The sequence below is a fragment of the Pseudoalteromonas sp. MMG024 genome, assembly GCF_021654175.1.
Classification (GTDB): Bacteria; Pseudomonadota; Gammaproteobacteria; order Enterobacterales; family Alteromonadaceae; genus Pseudoalteromonas.
The window spans coordinates 20,048-39,478 of the sequence record NZ_JAKFZO010000019.1 but is presented as its reverse complement, the minus strand read 5'-3'; the positions used below and the strand labels follow the sequence as shown (position 1 = coordinate 39,478).

Sequence of the window (19,431 nt, the reverse complement as noted above, 5' to 3'; positions counted from 1 at the left end):
ATCGAAAAAAACGCTGCAATTGCAGCGTTTTTTGTTTTGGTAAGCGCTAATACAGCTCATTTAGGCTGCGGTACCGCCAACTGTAAGTTCATCAATTTTAAGGCTTGGCTGACCGACGCCAACTGGCACACTTTGACCATCTTTGCCACACACGCCCACGCCATTATCAAGTGATAAGTCATTACCTACCATTGAAATTTTGTGCATTACGTCTGGGCCGTTACCAATAAGGGTAGCCCCTTTGATTGGTTGCGTTACTTTGCCATCTTTAATTAAATACGCTTCTGATGCCGAGAACACAAACTTGCCTGATGTAATATCAACTTGACCACCTGCAAAGTTCGTCGCGAAAATACCGTTTTCAACACTTTCTAAAATTTCTTGTTGCGTACTTTCACCCGCTAGCATGTACGTATTCGTCATACGCGGCATAGGTAAATGAGCATATGATTCGCGGCGACCGTTACCTGTAGGCGCTACGCCCATTAAACGCGCATTAAGCTTATCTTGCATATACCCTTTCAGCACACCGTTTTCAATCAGCACGTTGTAACCCGCAGCAACACCTTCATCGTCAACGTTTAATGAGCCACGACGGTTGTCCAGCGTACCGTCATCAACCACAGTACATAAGCTAGAAGCCACTTGCTGGCCTACTTTACCACTGAAGGCCGAAGACCCTTTACGGTTAAAATCGCCCTCTAAGCCATGACCTACAGCTTCGTGTAGCAGCACACCAGGCCAGCCACCACCGAGTACCACAGGCATAGTGCCCGCAGGCGCTTCAATTGCGGCAAGGTTAACATTTGCTAAACGCACTGCTTCGTCGGCATAAGTCATCCAACGTGGTTTGCCATCAACCATTTCATAAAAATAACCATAATCTAAACGCGCACCGCCACCAGCACTGCCACGCTCACGCTTACCATCTTGCTCAAGTAGTACCGATGCGTTTAAACGAATAAGCGGGCGCACATCTGTTGCAAATGTGCCGTCACTCGCGGCAATAAGCACCTCTTCATAAACCGCTGCCATTGAACACACAACTTGCGATGCATTTGGCGCTATTTTGCGGATGTACGCGTCAATTTGTTTTAACAAATCAATTTTTTCGCCATCCGTTAAGCTGCTAATTGGCATAATCGGCTGAATAATATGCTTATCACGCTCTACTACCTGAATTTTGCTAGTGCTTTGTGCCGCGCTATTTTTGTCAGCAACACTTCGTGCTGCCAAAGCCGCCTGAGTAATGGCATTTTTATTAATTGCATCAGAATACGAGAAGCCGGTCTTTTCACCAGATACAGCTCTAACACCAACGCCACGCTCAATGTTGTAGCTACCATCTTTTACAATACCGTCTTCGAGTACCCAAGACTCATGATGACTTGATTGAAAATACACATCAGCATAATCAATTTGGTGTTCTTGAATTAAAGACAAACTATCGAGCAAATCTTGGCGTGAAAGGCCGCTTTGCGCTAGTAAATGCTGTTCTACGTTATTGCTCATGTTTAAACTCATAATTAAATTGGTTATGTGACATCAGCGGCATTTTTTGCCTTACGTCTGTCAATTTATCCATATTGGGTAAGTATACGATATTGTTAGCTTCATCACCTAACATCGCCTCTATCTCACCCCAAGGTGAAATAATCACGCTATGGCCATACGTTTGTCTGCCATTGTCATGTGTGCCTGTGGTAGCAGCAGCAACTAGGTATACTTGATTTTCAATCGCTCGCGCTTGTAGCAACGGCAACCAATGTGCTTTGCCAGTAGGTACGGTAAAGGCCGATGGCACTAAAATAATCTCTGCCCCTAAAGCTCTAAGTGCGCCAAACAAGCCCGGAAAACGCATATCATAACAAACCGTTAAGCCGATTTTACCAAACGGTGTGTCAACTACGACTAAGTCTTTGCCAGCGATAGTGGTATTGGATTCACGATAATTTTGCTTTGCATCGTCAACATCCACATCGAATAAATGAATTTTGTTATAGCGTGCAACCACTTCACCTAACTGGTTAATCATTAAAGAGGCTGCGTAATATTTTGTCCCTTCGGCGATAGGGATAGTGCCGGCACTTATCCAAACGTTAAACTGTTTTGCCAACTGACATACTTCATCAATAAATGGCGCACTATTATTGGCAAACGCCATTAAGTCATGGGCTTTGGCATCAAAACAAGCGAACCCTTCTGGCAAACAAACCAGCAAAGGATCATTTGCATGCTCGTCGCGCAAGGCGATTAACTGCTGACGCAAGTAATCCAAGTTGCTACGTGGTTTAGCGCTTACCGTCCATTGCAAAACAACAATCATTGGTTTTGACCTTCTGTTTTGTCGCCTGTAGGTTGCTCATTTGGCATAGTTGCATCACTTAGTGGCACTATTTTCTTTTCAGCTGGCAACACATCTTGTTTGGGTGTACCAGGCAAAGTCGATTGTGGAATTTCAATTTCACGGCTCTTCTTGCCTTTTTCTGTAACAACTGGTTGCTCAAAGGTGCCGGTAATGGTGTATTCAATTTCAGAAATAACGCGCGCTGAATGCAGCACTTTATCTATCGCGAGTGCAGCTAAACCTGTTACAGGATTTACCATCCAAGCAACAATTACTGGAATGCTTGAAGTCACCTCTGGCGCAACCCACATTGTATAATCAATTTTTTGCGTATTGAGGTCTGCATAACCCTTGATGGTTAAATCTGCAGGCACACCATTTAGCTCAGTATCTTTGGTGTACGCCACGCCCTTATCAACCTGCATACTGCCTTGCATGCTGTTGTAGAAAAATCCTTTGGCAAATACATCTCGAAAATCCAGTTTAAGCTTCCGTACTAACGAATCTAAGCTTAACAATGAAAATACACGTGCTCCGCCATCACTAATATCGGTAATATAGCCATCACCTAAACGCCATTTTAAATCGCCAGAAAGCGACTGCGTATTAAACTGATAAGGCGTACCATACCAGTACAAATCAATATCGATTTCGGCGTTAGATTCTTTAATTGAGCTGGTGAGGTCGAATTCGTCGGTTAGCTCACCGATATCCTTACTTACTAGCTTGCCACTTAAGTTAGTTTTTTGTTTTTGCCAGCTGCCTTCACCAATAAATAAGTGCTTGCCTTTATCGACAGTCAACTTACTGATCAGCAAACCGTTATCAGCCGGATCTAAATCGAGCGATAGCTTATCTAGCTGATAGCTATCCACTTTACAATCGGCACAGTTAAATCGAATCGCCGGTAAATGGGTTAACCATTCATTGTCTTGTGGGCTACCGAAGTCATCAATTGGCTTTAAACCAACACTAGGCTGTGCCTCTGTTTCTTCAGGTTTAAAGTTAAGCCGTAAATAATCCGCTTCAATAAACACAGGTCGCTGCGCAAGAATACGTGGAATACTCACTTCTGCGCGTACTTCTTTACCATTAATTTTCAGCTGGGTAGACTGCGCTAATGCGCTGAGGTTTATCTCAAGATCATTAAACTCAATTTCCGATAGTGTCGCATAATCGATATTGGCATTTACCTCTTTTAACTTAGGAAATACTTGACTATCCGAAGTCGACTCAGTTGGTGTAGCAACCAAGTGATCAATAAACGGGATCCACTCCACAATATCGGCTTTTGCAAGGGCTACCGTCACATCAAAGCCACTGGCATTAATACCAAGATCATTTTCACCGACGATCAAGTGTGCATTACTTACCTTGCCCAAGCGATTATCAACAATACTATTAAAATAGAGTTGCTGATTAATATTTGCGGTGATCAAGTTCGAGATTTCATCGCCTCTTACATTTAAGGTAAAGGGCCATACTTGATCACGTTTTTTACTATATGGCGCTGGTAATGCAGTACTTAAGCCTATTAAATCTGACGATGCACTGGCAGTATAATTAAACCCTTGTGGCTTTAGCTGCATATTAAACGCGATATCAAACGGCACAGCACCACTCATGTAACCACTCATAATGCCTTGCGTATGCTTAACAATGTCACTCACTTGCCAGCTGGCATCGCCAGTCACTGACAGGTCGTAGTTTTCGCCTTGCTGCTTGCCTTGCAAATTAAACTTAAACGGCATATCAAGCCAGCTAGCCGTCGCATTGCTGAGCTGAATATCGCTATTGTTAAAGGTTAAAGTACCGGTAACCTTATCAAAAGGAATACCCGGCTTTGCTATAAAAATCGGGGTGTTTTTAAGGTCAATAGAACCGCTAACGCTCACTTCGCCTTTACTTAACGGTACTTGAATGCGTGTTTTACCAAGCACAACACCCTGCCCTTGCACGGTTTCAAGTACCACACCAATAGAGTCTTTTAGTGGTGTGGCTACAAAGAAAGGCTGTAATTCTTGTGCTTTTTGCTGTGTTTCAATATCAACATTTAGCGTACTTGCATGTGATAAGTCGTCAATACTAACAACAACGCCATTACCTAACTGTAATCCAGCAAGTACTCCCTGCTGCGACACAATGTCCATGCGTTCATTTGAAAAAATTAAGTCAGCTTCAAGATTAGTAATATCTGGCCACGATTGATTAAAGTTAAATGTTGCATCGGTCACTTTAGCGTCAACTAAAAAGCGGCCGTTGTGCTCTTGATATGGGAAGTCGCTTAGCTTGCCTTGCCACAATACCTTTGCCACATCTATTTTACCGCCTCGCAGTGAACGATTGAGGTAATCAATTGTGCCCTGTGGCATATAACCTCGTGGAAAATAATGACGCGCTTTAAGTACTTCTGGACCCTGCATCTCTGCATATAAACTAAGTTCGCTTTGCTCAAATAAATTAAGGGAAAACTCTGCGGCGAAGGTCAGCTCGTCATTATCTAACCAAATGGTGTCACTTTCGAGTCTCCAGCCTTGCGCTTGTTTTAGAAAATCAAGGTTAATGGTTAATTGCTTGTACGGAATAGCACGCGTAAACAGCTCGCCTGTCATGATGTAGTCTTCATTACCTTGAACTGACAACTTAGCTGCTGACTGATCGCCTACCAGCGTGAGTGATAAATTTTGCACCCCAGGAATGCCGTTATAGTGCTGCCATGACAAATCGCGCACTGAGGTAGTAAAGAAATAATCTTCTGGATTATGATACTGCACATAAAGATCTGAGACTGAGCCTTTTAGTAATAACTGCTCAACAATTTTAGTTTGCTCAAATGGGAGCAAAGGGGCTACATCACTTAATAATGCCAGTGGAAAGTCACGCCATTGCGTCGTAATACGACCATTGTTGTAGTCAATTTTACCACCAAAGCTTGGCCATTGATTTTGATTAGCACCAATATCAAGTTCAGACGTTTCAAATCGCCAACCATCGTTGTGCGGTCGCACTCTTAGCGTGCCTGCATTGATTTGTAACGACTCTCTTTCGTTTTCTTGTTGCCAGCTAATCTCGCTTGGTTGCCAATCTAGTTGAATGTTTTCAACTTTAAACTCTTTAAATCGCGCCCATGCTTTAAAGTTAATATCGCTTTTAACTTGGGTAACATCATCCGAAAGCACATCGCGCAACCAACTGCTCGCATTTAGCTGCTTACTTTCAACAAATAAAGAACCAAAAGATTCAGAGAAATGTTCACCGTATAAATCGAGAATAATCTCTAATCGATTATCAGAAATACCCGGCAAGGTGATGTAACCTACGCCTTGATGCTGATTGTTACGGTTTTGCCAAGTGACACGCTCAATCGCAATAACGCGCTTTTCATTGCGCTTGGTGTTAACTAAAAATTGGCTATCTTCTACAGCAAAGTGACCACTTTGCGCTAAAAATAAGGTTTCGAGTACATCAATTAAGTTAGCACCGTCGGTGCTTTCATCACTGCTTGGGAAAGGCTGGGTTAAATCAACTTTGGCGTTAAGCCCTGACAACACAAAATAGTTTGATACTAACCTGCGCTGCAGCACAGATTGCCACACATTAACATGCAAACGCGATTGTTCAACATAGAGTCCAAGAGCTAGTGACTGGTTTTTGCCGAACGATACCTGATTAAGTACCAATGCGGGGCCTGTGTGCTCCCAACCAGCAGAAATAGAACCAATAGCGATACTAGTGCCAACTTGTTCGGTAATCAGTGCTTCAATTTCACCTTTGTAATCATTGGCATAAGGCAAGCTGTATTTTAGCAACGACACAAGCACAGCGACCAACACAAGGCTGATCGCGAATATTTGCCAAACTTTACGTAAACACCAAAAACAGGTGTGCCTTACTTTTTGCACTACATCATCACCACATCAAACTGCTCTTGATTATACAAGCTTTCCGTTTGAATACTGACTTGTTTCTTAATAAAAAGTTCAAGTTCAGCTAAGTTGTGATACTCATCATTAATCAGTGCTTCGCTCACAGCTGGCGAAGCGTAAACAACAAATTTAGTCGCATCGTAAGCCCGATTAACACGCACAATTTCACGTAAAATTTCGTAGCAAACAGTTTCAACTGTTTTAAGCGCGCCTCGCCCTTTACACACTGGGCACTCGCCACACAGAATATGCTCTAGACTCTCTCGCGTACGCTTACGTGTCATTTCTACTAAGCCTAGCGCTGAAAAACCGTTGATATTGGTTTTGGCACGATCTGGCGCCATAGCAACTTCTAAGCAATGAAGCACACGACGTTTATGCTCGGCACTGGCCATATCAATAAAGTCGATAATGATAATGCCGCCTAAATTACGCAAACGTAACTGACGAGCAATCGCTTGAGTGGCTTCAATATTGGTATTAAAGATGGTTTCTTCAAGGTTGCGATGGCCAACAAACGCACCGGTGTTAACATCCACCGTTGTCATTGCTTCGGTTTGGTCAAATATTAAGTAACCACCCGATTTAAGCTCAACTTTACGTTCAAGAGCTCGTTGAATTTCATGTTCTACACTGAACAAATCAAAAATTGGACGTTCACCCGGGTAATATTCCAATGCTTTAGCAAGCTCTGGTACAAACTCTTCGGTAAACGCAGTGAGCTGCTGATAAGTGAGCTTTGAATCAACACGAATACGCTCCATATCTTCACCCACATAATCACGCAGTGTGCGAAAAGCAAGAGTTAAGTCTTCGTGTAGAATCGACTCTTTACGCGTTTTTTTGCGTTTTTTTGCTATTTTGTGCCATAGTTTTTTTAAGAATTTAGCATCGTGCTCTAATTCAGCTTCGGTTGCGCCTTCAGCTGCAGTGCGCACAATAAAGCCACCTTCCTGATCATGAAATGGTGCAACGATCTTTTTTAAGCGCTCGCGCTCTTCTTCACTTTCAATACGCTGCGATACACCAACATGGGTGGCATCTGGCATAAATACTAAATAACGCGATGGAATAGTGATATCCGTTGTTAAACGCGCACCTTTAGTGCCAAGTGGATCTTTAACCACTTGCACCATAATAAACTGCCCCTGCCTCACTAGTTCTCGAATATCCTGAACTTTTTTGATCGGCTGATCATCCACGCCTTCGGCAATTGAGGTGCTATTTACAATATCAGATGCGTGTAAAAATGCGGCTTTTTCAAGGCCTATATCAACAAACGCTGCTTGCATACCTGGCAACACGCGGCTCACTTTACCAAGGTAAATATTGCCAACAATACCAAGATTACCTTCACGCTCTAACTGCACTTCTTGCAGCACGCCGTTTTCAATTAATGCGACGCGACTTTCACTAGGGGTGACGTTAATTAATAACTCTGAGCTCATGCAAATTCCTTTAAAAATTGCGCCAATAATTGCTCGGTTTCATACAGTGGCAACCCCATAACGGCAAAGTAACTGCCATTAAGCTTAGTAACAAATCTACCTGCCCCACCTTGAATACCGTAGCTTCCTGCTTTATCAAATGGCTCGTTTGTTGCGCAATAATCGTTAATTTCTTGTTGTGACAACTTTTTAAATGTAACGTCAGTCACAACTAACTGCGACATTACCCCTTGCTGATTGGCAAATGCAATGGCGGTCATCACTTGATGGGTTTGACCTGACAATGACGAAAGGGTAGCAATTGCATCTGCCAAATCCGCAGGCTTTCCTAACACCGTGTCGTTTAATACCACCACAGTATCTGAACCCAGTACAGGGCAATTGTGAGCAGCTAATTTTACACCCGCTAACGCTTTTTCTTCTGCAAGGCGACAAACAAACTGTTCAGCTGATTCGCCTGTTTGTTGTGTTTCATCAATATCTGTTGCGAACTGCTCAAACTCAACATGCAGTTGAGCAAGCAGTTGTTTGCGTCTGGGAGAAGCAGACGCTAAATAAATTTTAGTCAAAATTAGCGTATCCTAAAGTGACGTCGATATTTTCTTAGCAGTAAAAACAACCACGGCCACGCCAATGCACCCGTTAAAACCGGCCATAAATATTGCGGTAAAAAATAAATATCGAGTAAAAAGTGATTCAGCCAAAATACCAAAAGATAATAAAGCGCCAAAAATAACGCCACTAACATCGCTTGCTGCCAAACACTAAAATTACGAATTTTCTGGTAATTACTTGCCGTAATATAAATCACAATTGAGTAAGTAAGTGATCGCACACCTAGCGGAGATCCAAGCGCTAAATCAATAATCAGGCCAGCCATCCACGCAAAGCCTATGTTTACCCTATGGGGTAAGGCGATAGACCAATACATAATTACCAACAACACTAAATCAGGACGATACATTTCAAACGCAATTGGCAATGGCATTAATGCAACTACTAAAGAAACAAATACCGAAAGTAAAATAAACCCTAAATGCCTAGTCATTGGCCACCTCATTACGCCAAAGCAAAATCAGCAAACGAATGCGGTCAAGCTCGGCAATTGGACTGGCATAGACTTCAGAAAAAGGCCTACCCTCGTTACGATTAATACTGGTTACAGTGGCGACCGGATAGCCTTCAGGAAACACGCCACCCAACCCCGAACTCACTAGCACATCGCCAATACGAATATCCATGCTATGTGGCACATGAGATAATTTAAGCTGATCAATTTTACCAATACCTTCCACCACAGTACGCACATTATTGCGCAATACACGCACAGGCGTAGCATGTTGTGTATCAGTGATTAATAACACTCGACTCGTTGTGCTGCCAACCTGAGTGACTTGACCAACAATGCCTTTGTCATCAATCACTGCAAGGCTTTCTTTTACATCATCAAGTAAACCGCGATTAATTAACACCTGATGGCTGTATGGGTTGGAATGAACTGATAAAACCTGAGCAACCAGCTTACGTTCTTCAAGCTTATTTGAAGAACCGAGCAAGGCTCTTAGCTTTTGGTTTTCGAGCTGTAAGAACTCATATTGCTGCAATTTTTGATTTTGCACCAATTGCGCTTCGCGCAGGGCATCGTTCTCAACCATTAAACGCTGGTGAGAAGAAAGGTTTTTACTGCCTTCGCGGAACATTTCATAAGGGAGGTTTGCAAGGTAAAACAAAGGGCTAACTATGGTGTTTAAGCTAGCCCTAACTTTGGAACCGCCATCCGTGTAGCGATCGCCGATAATCAGCATCACACTCAATACGATGGCAATTACCAAACGTAATTGCAACGAGGTATTTCTACCAAAAATTAAATTCATTGCGCCCTCAAAGAGCAGTAAAACAAGTGTATTTAGCTACTTAATCGTAGCTAAATACATCACCACCATGCATATCAATCATTTCAAGTGCTTTACCACCGCCACGCGCTACGCAGGTTAATGGATCTTCCGCAACAACAACTGGAATGCCCGTCTCTTCCATTAATAAACGGTCAAGATCTTTTAGCAATGCACCACCACCGGTTAATACCATACCGTGTGCTGAAATATCGGAAGCCAGTTCAGGTGGTGATTGCTCTAACGCAACCATTACCGCACTTACAATACCTTGTAACGGTTCTTGTAATGCTTCTAGAATTTCACCTGAATTTAGCGTGAATGAGCGCGGCACACCTTCAGCAAGATTGCGACCACGTACTTCAATTTCTTTTACTTCTTCGCCATTAAATGCAGAGCCAATTTCATGTTTAATGCGCTCAGCGGTTGCTTCACCAATTAAACTGCCGAAATTACGACGTACATAGTTAATAATTGCTTCATCGAACTTATCACCACCAATGCGAACTGATGATGAGTAAACAATACCGTTTAAAGAGATAATAGCGACTTCAGTTGTACCACCACCAATATCAACAACCATTGAACCTGTTGCTTCAGATACCGGTAAACCAGCACCTATCGCAGCGGCCATAGGTTCTTCAATTAGGTAAACTTCACGCGCACCTGCACCCATTGCTGATTCACGAATCGCACGTTTTTCAACTTGTGTTGCACCACACGGTACACACACTAAAACACGTGGACTTGGACGTAAGAAATTATTGTTGTGCACTTGTTTAATAAAGTGCTGTAACATTTTTTCGGTTACATAAAAGTCGGCAATAACGCCGTCTTTCATTGGGCGAATTGCTTTGATATTACCAGGTGTACGGCCAAGCATTTGTTTTGCTTCTTGACCTACTGATGCAACACTTTTAGGGCCACCTGGTTTGTCGTGGCGAATTGCCACAACCGATGGTTCATTTAAAACAATGCCCTGATCTTTCACATAGATAAGTGTATTGGCAGTTCCGAGATCGATTGATAAATCGTTAGAAAAAAGACCACGTAATTTTTTAAACATGGAACTGGGGTATCCTTGTAACGTATGAGGCTCAGTTTTATTTTTAATCGAATAACTAAACGCTCAAATAATAAATATAAAGTGTCTAGCGCTCGCGCACTAGACGAAAACCGATGTAATTAGCACGAAAATCCGTTGCTAAAATTAGGCGTGTCGACGCACGCGCTAAGGTAGGTGCAAAATTCCATGCACCGCCACGAATCGCAACATCAGAACGACCAGCCGTTTTTTGGGTCCACTCCCACACATTACCAACGGTGTCATAAACGCCAAAACGGTTAGCGCTGAACGACCCTACAGGTGCTGGGCTCTGATTTGACCACTCACTACCACACCAACCACAATTAGCTAAGTTATTGCCAATATCATTACCCCAAGGGTAATCGGTTTTAGTGCCGGCACGTGCCGCATATTCCCACTCCACCTCAGTTGGCAGGCGATATTCGTTGCCTGTTTTTTCACTTAACCAATCAGCATACGCTTTGGCATCTGAGTAAGTTAAGCACACAACTGGAAAATTATCTTTTTGCTCGTAGCCTGGGTTTTGCCAATTAAGCGACGCTTCCCACACTGGCTCACCATTTAAATAGTAAGCACAGCCTTGGCCACTTTCTGCTTCTGTCTTGTAAGCAGTATCGGCAACAAATTCGTTGTATTCGCCTACTGTTACTTCTTTCTCGTTCATCGCGTACGAATCACTCAGAATCTTTTTAACAATAGGTTGCTCGTTTGCTAAACCGTTACCGGTTAAATCACCCATTTCAAACTCGCCTGCTGGGATCACAATCATGCCAGCTGAATTTTCAATCGTGCTGCGAGTTGAAAGGCTTGGTGTAGTCGTTGTTTGGCGAGTTCGCGTTTGATTATAGTTAGACTGAGTAATCGTCTCTTTTCTTAAGTTTGCGCGTAATGTTTGCGAGCGTTTTAAATTAATATTTCGCGTATAGGTTTGATAACCTTGTTTGCGAATTTCAATGTCATAGCTACCTGATGGCAATGACACATCTAAACGAGTTGAGCCGTAGCTTACACCATTAATAAACACTTCATCATCGCGCACGTTAGAGCGCAATGTGAGCTGGAACAATCGCTCTTTTTTTGGCGTATTTACCTCTACCGTATCACGGTTAGTTACCATGCTTGCTGATGAGGGCGCGCTTTTATTATCTTTAAAACGCACTACTGGTTCATCGTAGCTTGCACTTATAACTGGCTGATAAACATTAGGAATTGCTGAACCATAATCAGAACAGAAGCTGTTATCTAGATTAAGCAAATTACATAAACGGCTGGCGTTTACTTCGCCGCGCATGGTTACGCTTAGGTTGGTATTATAATTACCTTGCCCGCTAAATGAGCTGTTAACCACATGACTGCTTAATACTTGAACCTGCGCACCTGACATATTGCGCTTTGGTTCAACCACTCTCTGCTCGGTAATATTGGCAAAAATTTGGTCCATAAAGCGTTTTGTGGCTTTTTGTAAACCTTGTGATTGACCACGTTGCTCACACGCCGCTAGCGTTTCAGTGCGCTTACAGTTTACTGTGTGATTCACTTCAACAGTGCCTTCACGGGTAAACTCATTACGTAAACGCTCAACACGTGCGGTATTTTTTTGCTGCTTTAAGCTTTCGAGGGTGTTAACTAAGGTATGTTTTGAAACGCGGATTGCTTCAATATCTTTGCGATGAGATGAAATCGCTACAAGCTGTAGGTCTATATCATCTTTATTTTGCTTTAGATCCGCAATCGCTTTTTGGTAGCGCGTTTGCGCCGCACTAATATCCAATGTTGGGTCTTCAATTAAACGGCGATACAAATCATTCATCGCGTCTAATGATTGGTTGCGTTCTTTCTCTAGCGAAATAGAACGTGAACGAAGTAATTCCAGTTGCTCTTGCAATTGTTTTTCTTGTTTTAGATGTTTATCTAAAACACCAGATAACTCTTTGAATTCAGACTGCTTAATATCTATTTCAGCTTGAATGCTTGATACTGTATTAGTGTCTTGTCCATGCGCTTGCCAAGTAAATAGGCTAAGCGAGATCACCAATGACAAAGGTGCTAGTCGCATATAATTATTCCCAAAACGGCCGATTTTTGGTTTTCTTGTTTTCGTTTTTATCGTAAGGGCACTTGCCCTAATGCTTTATGCTATTTTTTTGTCATGCAAAACACAAGCTTTGTCTTACCTTAAATGGCAAATTTTCAATTAAATAGCAAAACTAAAGGCTGTTGTTGTTTGTTTAATAATTCAGCCGAGCAATAAAACTACTTTAAATAAGGCGAAAGTAATGAAATTTAGTTATCTAAAGTAAGTTGTTTTGTGCGCAAGAAAGAAGCTGCTTTAATCAGAGTCCAAAGGACCTAAAAGTATATTTCACTCCAGCATTTCATTCACTTGGAACAAAAATAACGTTGCAAAGCTCAAAAGATATTAGTTTTCTCGCCAGTAAATTACGCGGTCATTTCCTCTAAAACGACCAAACTGCAGCACGGCATTAGGATTATCATTTGCATCGTTATAGTTTCCATCGTTATTCCAATCAAACTGTAACCACTTTTCTGGGCTTACGTAATCAACATTAAAAGTACGCTGCTCTGTTGGCGTTGGCGCAGTCAAAAATAACTCTCGACCCGATTTGTAGATACCTGCGGCAAAACTATCACTCAAATTATCTTTAAGCGGTTGGTTATCTTCAATCACTAAATTAGCAAAGTTGTATGCGCTACAAGAGTCTGACATATTAACCACAAAGTTGGTGCCATCCCAATATTCAACTTTCATTGGGATTTGTAGCGCTTCATATTCACTGCCATAGTTATTGCTGAGTGTTAACCGGCCATAGCGCATTTCCGTGGGCGAAATAATTTCAACACCGCCAATTACTTTAGTGTTAATAGCGCGACTATCAGCTGTACCAGCAAGTTGATTAGCATTTTGATTTAAATCGTTGAGTACTTTGCCATCTGAATCAGTTAAACGCACTAATGGAATCACTTGCGTCATTGGAATTGACGGCGCACTATCACGCTCTAACGTGGCGTTGTTTACATTCACCACATACAAACCTTGCTGCCAGTCGACACCGTCATCGGCACTCAAACTGTAACGCGGCGCAAGTTGTGTTGCCGATTTATAATTTGCAGCATCATCATTTTCAATTAAGTTTTCAATGCTCGCTTTGGCAAAATTAAGCGTACTAGTTGCATTATAAGTGTAATTGTGTAAGCGGTTACCTAATACATCTTGCGCTGTAATGGTGTAACTCAATTCATCAAACGGCTGGCTGTAATAGGTAAAACTATTGCAAGCACTTGTCAGTGATTGCTCTGTCATTTCAAATTGCGCGGGGATAAAGCGCCCTACATTGGCCTTACTGCCAGAGATAGATCCACCATCACTATGGTTTAAGTAATTACTGCTTGAAAGGTTAGCGAGCAGCTCAATAATCCCCACTTCATTAAATTTTGCATCAGTGATCGTCGCAACACCCGATACAAAACCATTATCCGGCACAGCATTAGGCGATAACACACCGTCAATACCTGCTTGCGGCGCCTGTAAGTTATGCGTTAACGCGACTGTTCCTGTGATATCAGCACTTCGAAAATTACGCGTTATCGCACCATTGGCATTGTGAGCCTCGACTTGAATATTGAAATCTTCCGACGCCATTTTAAATACAGAATCTTCCGCATCAAACGCGTTCGGATCGCTGGCTACAATGATGTTAAACCTTTCAGGACGCACCACATAATTATTACTGGTGTCGGTTAAACTCGCTCCATTAGGTGCTGATGCAAATGCCGACAAACTAATTCTACCGGCATCAAGATAATTTAACGCCAAATTCGCTTTATAGTTATTAGTTGGATCAAAATTAACGGTTACAGGTGTGTTGTTTGTTACTGGCGTATTATTGACAGTAAACGCCATCGATGATGGGTTACTTGGTTGTACAAAATTATTGGTAAAGTTGACTGTTTGTGGGCCACTAAAAATGTTTTCACACGCGCCTGTATTATCGTTTTTTCTTACCGCCATTAATTCAGCGCTATACGGCACACCTGATATTTGATCGCTAATGGCACTGATTTTAAATCCCGTATCCACGAATTGGGTATAACAATTAGCAAGCGACACTTCATTTGCACCGACAAAACATCTAAACCCTGAGCTCGGATTCGTTATGTTAGTGTTTAGCGCGTAATTAATGGTACTTGCTTGGGTGTTATTTAAGCTGATATTTGCTCGACCATTTACCGTAAATGGGTTACTTGGCGACCAACTTAACGCGCCACCACCTGAGGTGGAAAGCGATACAGTAGCTGGGTTTGGATAATAACTACTGCAAGTATCGTCAGCACATGCCTCAATTGTCATGGTTTCAGCTTCGCATGTTAACCCTGTATTATCACTTAGCGTAAGGCGATAATGGTCAACACTCGGCGCATTGTCACACGTACGTACCGTATTCATATCACTTAAAATTTCAGACTGTTGTAACGCACGTGAATAAATTCTTACTTCATCAAGCTTACCTTTAAAATAACGATCGCTGCGAATGCCGCCACACTGTGTTGAAGTATTCGTGCCTACATCAACACCAATAAAAAACTTACACGGTGAATCAGCTAACCCATCGCTGTAACTACGTGAGGCATCGGCAATTCCATTAATGTACATAATTTGCGAACCAGATCTGTAAACAACTGCAACATGAGTCCATTGATTAAGCGGTATAGTGCGCGAGCTGGTAAATGAACGCGTTTGTCGAGCGGCGTTTTGCCACCACCAAAATAATCGATTATTTGAATCTAAATGGAATTCAAAATGCTCATCTTTAGATACTAAACTTCGCAGGCCACCGCGATTTTCGGTGGGATAAACCCAGGTACTTACTGTTAGTTCTTGATAGTTAAAATCACCACTGTCATCAACTGACGCATAGTTGGTTCCATCAAACTCTGCATAATCACACGTACTTTGACTGCCTATAGTGTTGGCAGGCCCTGGTGAGTGAATTGAAAACGAAGGACTTCCCGAAGGGGTTAAGTCATGAGGCTCATTTAAATTAGCATCTAAAAAATCACGATCCAGTTGCCACCAACCATTGGCATCGCAATATTGTTCGCGCGCGGCTCCATCCCAGCCTAAGCCTAGGTTTTGATTTTGATAGATGGTTTGAATTTGTGTATCGCCAATCGCTTTATCAAAAATCAGTAGTTCATCAACTAAGCCGCGAAAGCGCTGATTAGCATCAAAACCGCCACCTAAATTATCTTGTTCTTGCCCTAACATTAAGTAGTTAATGTTTAATGAACCACTATCGTGATTTGATACACAGACTTGTTGCTGCCCATTAACAAAGAAGCACGACGTTGAACCATCGCGACGCCAAACAAAGTGTCGCCAAACATTATCTGAAAAGTTTGGAATGCCGATGCGAGAGGCGCGATCTTGTTTAATCCAAGGCTCAAATAATGTACTGCTTGGATGCCACCAAATTAATTCATTAGCATTATTATTGTTACGCGCACCAGAAACTAATACTTGGCTACCTGAAAAACTACTTTTAACCCACGCCGAAATCGTAAACTCTCTGCCACTGAGTAAATCCTCATCAATATCAATTCGTGCATTGCTAATACCGTCATCAAAAAATGCGGCATTACAAATTTTTCCTTCCGCGGGTTGAATATTAAAAGGCGTACCATGTTCACTGTTAATTGATTCTATGACTTGGTTATTTACACCGCTTAACCATGAAAATTCATCAAAACGAAATTCCGCGATAGGCGACGCATTTGGGTCAATCGTCGTCGCACCACAAATACCCGTAAAATTATTTAATATACTTGGTGCTACGTAGCTTACTTCGGCACTGTTGCCTACACTAACCGACGCGCCTGATGTAAGCGCACCTTCGAATTCAGCACCAAATGCAAGATCTATCTGGCTTTGTGAATAAACAAATCCGCCAAACTCAACATTATTGGCAGTTGAAACACTGCCAGCTACGTAAATAATTAAATCGTCCGGGCGCGGCACATCAATATCACTAAAAATAGATAAAGATCCTCTTACAACTATGCGTGTTGGCCCGGTAACACGTAAGTTTGGACGGTTAAGTGATAAAGAACCAGTGAATAAATAATCGCCTGAAAGTTTGCCATTATTTGGAATACTAGTTTTAGGATTTGATAAACTTGGCTCTTGAATGGTTTCAGCATTCGTGCCCGAAGCGATACACTTTGAACCGCACGCATCAGGGTTGCTATCTACCAGATTGGTCGTAACAATTACACTATTAGCCTGGCCGCTAATTTCTGCATTATTTGAAATAATTGCACTGCCGTTATTAAACGTCGCAATTCCTGAAGGAAATACATCTTCACAAGCAGGCAAATTTGCCCAAACTAAATTAGGAAGCAACAGCAATAGATAGAAAAAGCTAGTTAAGTGTTTTTGCTTCAACATTGATACTTCTCTGCGTTGTCCACTGGCCAGAATCACAACTTACCGTACTGGTTATCCGATACACAGTCACCGTAGAGGTTGGAGAATTTGCATCCGCCACATTATTTACCGAGCTGCATGACAGCTCTACAAATTGGCAATTTTCCATATACTTAGTTGCATTAAAATGGTTTGGCGGCAGATCAGCATTACATACGCCGCTTGGCGCATTCAGGGGAAACAACTGTGTGAGTTTCCATTCAACACCACTTTGCGCTGACAAAAACGCTTTAGAGCCATAGTACTCTACTGCATTTGATTGCGCGCCCCCTTCAATCACACGAGTAAGCGCTAATCCAAGTGCCAACAATACAATAGCAACAAATAACGATGTAATTAATAAACTGCCTTGCTGTTTAAACCTTAACGTCATACATTTCTCTAGGGCACGTTTGGAATATGCACTTCATGGTTAAATACCAAGGATTCAGAACTATTAAATCCCATCGCCAGCCTTATATTAACAATAGCATTTCGCGTTAAGCTTGCGTCATTAAACTCAAAAACTAAGTGATCAGAAATGTATTTTGCTAATAACTGCCCCTTCACTCCATCAAGCACATGCAAAAGCGAAGGTGTTGGCTGATTCACTTCAAAATCATAACCTTGATAATAATACAAACTATCACCTTCAACACAAAAGCTAATTGGGCTGTTATTCAATACAAACAATCGCTGCGTTGGTGAGGCAACTGCAAAACCATTATCAAATGACCAACGCTGTGTTTTATTTGCCTCTTCTTCAACCGGGTCTGCCGATAACAAGCGAACGCGATTATTACTCAAATCATAAATATCGGCAGGGCTTTGTGGATATAAGGTGACACGATCATTTTCAAACGCTTTATCTTCATTATTAAACGCCACAACAATTAAATCACCTGCACTTGAGGTATCAAGCGGTGGGTTATTGACATAAATACTGCTAGCTTTAAACGGCGTAAACTCTAAACACTGAAACGCTTGACCTGAAACATTACCAGCTTGAACTCGAATCGAATTAGGCGTTGCTTGGCGTAACTCTTTACTTAACCGCAGTAAGGCAAAACGCGCTTGTGCTACCACTTCATCACGCTCTGTACCCGTTGCATAAATTTGTGCACCAAACTTTATAAACTGCATCGTGCTAATGCTTACAATACCGATAATAACAATCACAATTATCAGTTCGACCAAACTAAAACCTGTTCGTTTAGCGCGGTTCATTAGTAATTACCTTTGTAGGCAGAAAAACCATATACTTCGCCTGTTGGCGCTGTCACAGTTACCGTGATTAGTTTTAAGGTATTATAATCACCAGATGTATCTGCTATACCATTGGCATCATCATCGTAAACAACGTTAACTGACAGGCTAAAGCCAGGATAAAGGTTTGTAACTGGTTGACCTAAGCTATTTTGTAAATCTGCAGCTTGGTAATTGCCAATAAAGTCATCTACATCGTTAAGTTTGTTACGAATACATTTTCCGTTAATATCTTTTTCTTCGGGGTCATCACAACCCAAATCACTTGGCAAAGTACATGAACTTGATGCTATACCACATTGAGTATAAGGAGGACTGCGTCGTGATTGCTCGTCAAATGAGCGCCCTAAAATCTCGTTCATCATCGCTTGGCCTAGTTCATTGGCTTTAACTTGAATCACGGGATCGGCGCTTTGCTTTGCCTGCGGTGCTAACAGACCTGTTACTATGGTAAGCACAATCGCCATTAGCACTATACCAAAAATCACTTCAACTAAGGTAAAGCCCTTAAGCCTATTCACATGCATAAATGCCACCTTGTGCAGAAATGCAAATATCCGCCTCACCAAAATCGATTTTGCAATTTGCGGCGCAATTTAAATTTGGTCTACCAAAATCATCAAACTCGACCTCATTAAAACTGGCATTATTTGAATCAAGGGTTTGGATACGTGTTGCTGTGCTATTAGTTGGAATATTGACAACAAGATAGGCAAAATCGAGCGCTAAATTGGCGCAATTATTAGTCATTGCAGGTGCGATTTGAGCACTACTAAAACACACTTTGTGGGATAAGGTATTATTAGTATTTTGCATTGCGCGAAGTTGCATAGTGCGCAATATAGTAAGGGTTCTGTCGCGGAACTCAAAGCTATCAAAACTTTCGTTTGTAAAAAATTTAGGCACCACGGTTACCGCCAAGGTGCCTAAAATTACCAAGGTTATTATTAGCTCGACAAGACTAAAACCTTGTTGTTTCAT

14 protein-coding genes are annotated in these 19,431 nt (G+C 42.0%); all 14 read right to left on the bottom strand.

The window, feature by feature from the left end; genetic code table 11:
- Positions 1-60: 60 nt before the first annotated feature.
- Positions 61-1,512: a metalloprotease TldD gene (gene tldD, locus L1068_RS16760; protein WP_237131169.1), complete on the bottom strand. Its 1,452-nt coding sequence runs from the start codon at positions 1,510-1,512 to the stop codon at positions 61-63.
- Positions 1,502-2,326 (bottom strand): carbon-nitrogen hydrolase family protein, encoded by an 825-nt coding sequence (locus L1068_RS16755; RefSeq protein ID WP_237131168.1) that lies wholly within the window; start codon positions 2,324-2,326, stop codon positions 1,502-1,504. Before L1068_RS16755 ends, tldD begins: the two co-directional genes overlap by 11 nt.
- Positions 2,323-6,249, bottom strand: a complete 3,927-nt coding sequence (locus L1068_RS16750) for a YhdP family protein (protein ID WP_237131167.1) — start codon at positions 6,247-6,249, stop codon at positions 2,323-2,325. The genes L1068_RS16755 and L1068_RS16750 overlap by 4 nt, the downstream gene beginning before the upstream one ends.
- The gene (gene rng, locus L1068_RS16745) at positions 6,249-7,721 is read right to left on the bottom strand and encodes a ribonuclease G (RefSeq protein WP_010561187.1); all 1,473 of its coding nucleotides are present in this window, start codon (positions 7,719-7,721) and stop codon (positions 6,249-6,251) included. The genes L1068_RS16750 and rng overlap by 1 nt, the downstream gene beginning before the upstream one ends.
- Positions 7,718-8,293, bottom strand: a complete 576-nt coding sequence (locus L1068_RS16740) for a Maf family protein (protein WP_343221965.1) — start codon at positions 8,291-8,293, stop codon at positions 7,718-7,720. The genes rng and L1068_RS16740 overlap by 4 nt, the downstream gene beginning before the upstream one ends.
- Positions 8,293-8,769, bottom strand: a complete 477-nt coding sequence (gene mreD, locus L1068_RS16735; protein WP_054978936.1) for a rod shape-determining protein MreD — start codon at positions 8,767-8,769, stop codon at positions 8,293-8,295. The genes L1068_RS16740 and mreD overlap by 1 nt, the downstream gene beginning before the upstream one ends.
- The gene (gene mreC / locus L1068_RS16730; RefSeq protein WP_237131165.1) at positions 8,762-9,595 is read right to left on the bottom strand and encodes a rod shape-determining protein MreC; all 834 of its coding nucleotides are present in this window, start codon (positions 9,593-9,595) and stop codon (positions 8,762-8,764) included. Before mreC ends, mreD begins: the two co-directional genes overlap by 8 nt.
- 40 nt (positions 9,596-9,635) lie before the next feature.
- The gene (locus tag L1068_RS16725; RefSeq protein ID WP_237131164.1) at positions 9,636-10,679 is read right to left on the bottom strand and encodes a rod shape-determining protein; all 1,044 of its coding nucleotides are present in this window, start codon (positions 10,677-10,679) and stop codon (positions 9,636-9,638) included.
- Positions 10,680-10,764: 85 nt separating this feature from the next.
- A complete protein-coding gene (locus L1068_RS16720) occupies positions 10,765-12,756 on the bottom strand; it encodes a formylglycine-generating enzyme family protein (RefSeq protein ID WP_237131163.1) in 1,992 nt (663 codons plus the stop codon).
- Between the two features lie 363 nt (positions 12,757-13,119).
- Positions 13,120-17,166, bottom strand: coding sequence for a DUF6701 domain-containing protein (locus L1068_RS16715; protein WP_237131162.1), 4,047 nt, complete (start codon positions 17,164-17,166; stop codon positions 13,120-13,122).
- Positions 17,141-17,578, bottom strand: coding sequence for an agglutinin biogenesis protein MshP (locus L1068_RS16710; RefSeq protein WP_237131161.1), 438 nt, complete (start codon positions 17,576-17,578; stop codon positions 17,141-17,143). The genes L1068_RS16715 and L1068_RS16710 overlap by 26 nt, the downstream gene beginning before the upstream one ends.
- Before the next feature lie 8 nt (positions 17,579-17,586).
- On the bottom strand, positions 17,587-18,411 hold the full coding sequence (locus L1068_RS16705) for a prepilin-type N-terminal cleavage/methylation domain-containing protein (RefSeq protein ID WP_237131160.1): 825 nt from the start codon (positions 18,409-18,411) through the stop codon (positions 17,587-17,589).
- Positions 18,411-18,977, bottom strand: a complete 567-nt coding sequence (locus L1068_RS16700) for a prepilin-type N-terminal cleavage/methylation domain-containing protein (RefSeq protein WP_237131159.1) — start codon at positions 18,975-18,977, stop codon at positions 18,411-18,413. The genes L1068_RS16705 and L1068_RS16700 overlap by 1 nt, the downstream gene beginning before the upstream one ends.
- Entirely contained in the window at positions 18,964-19,431 is a 468-nt protein-coding gene (locus L1068_RS16695; protein WP_237131158.1) for a type II secretion system protein, read from the bottom strand. Before L1068_RS16695 ends, L1068_RS16700 begins: the two co-directional genes overlap by 14 nt.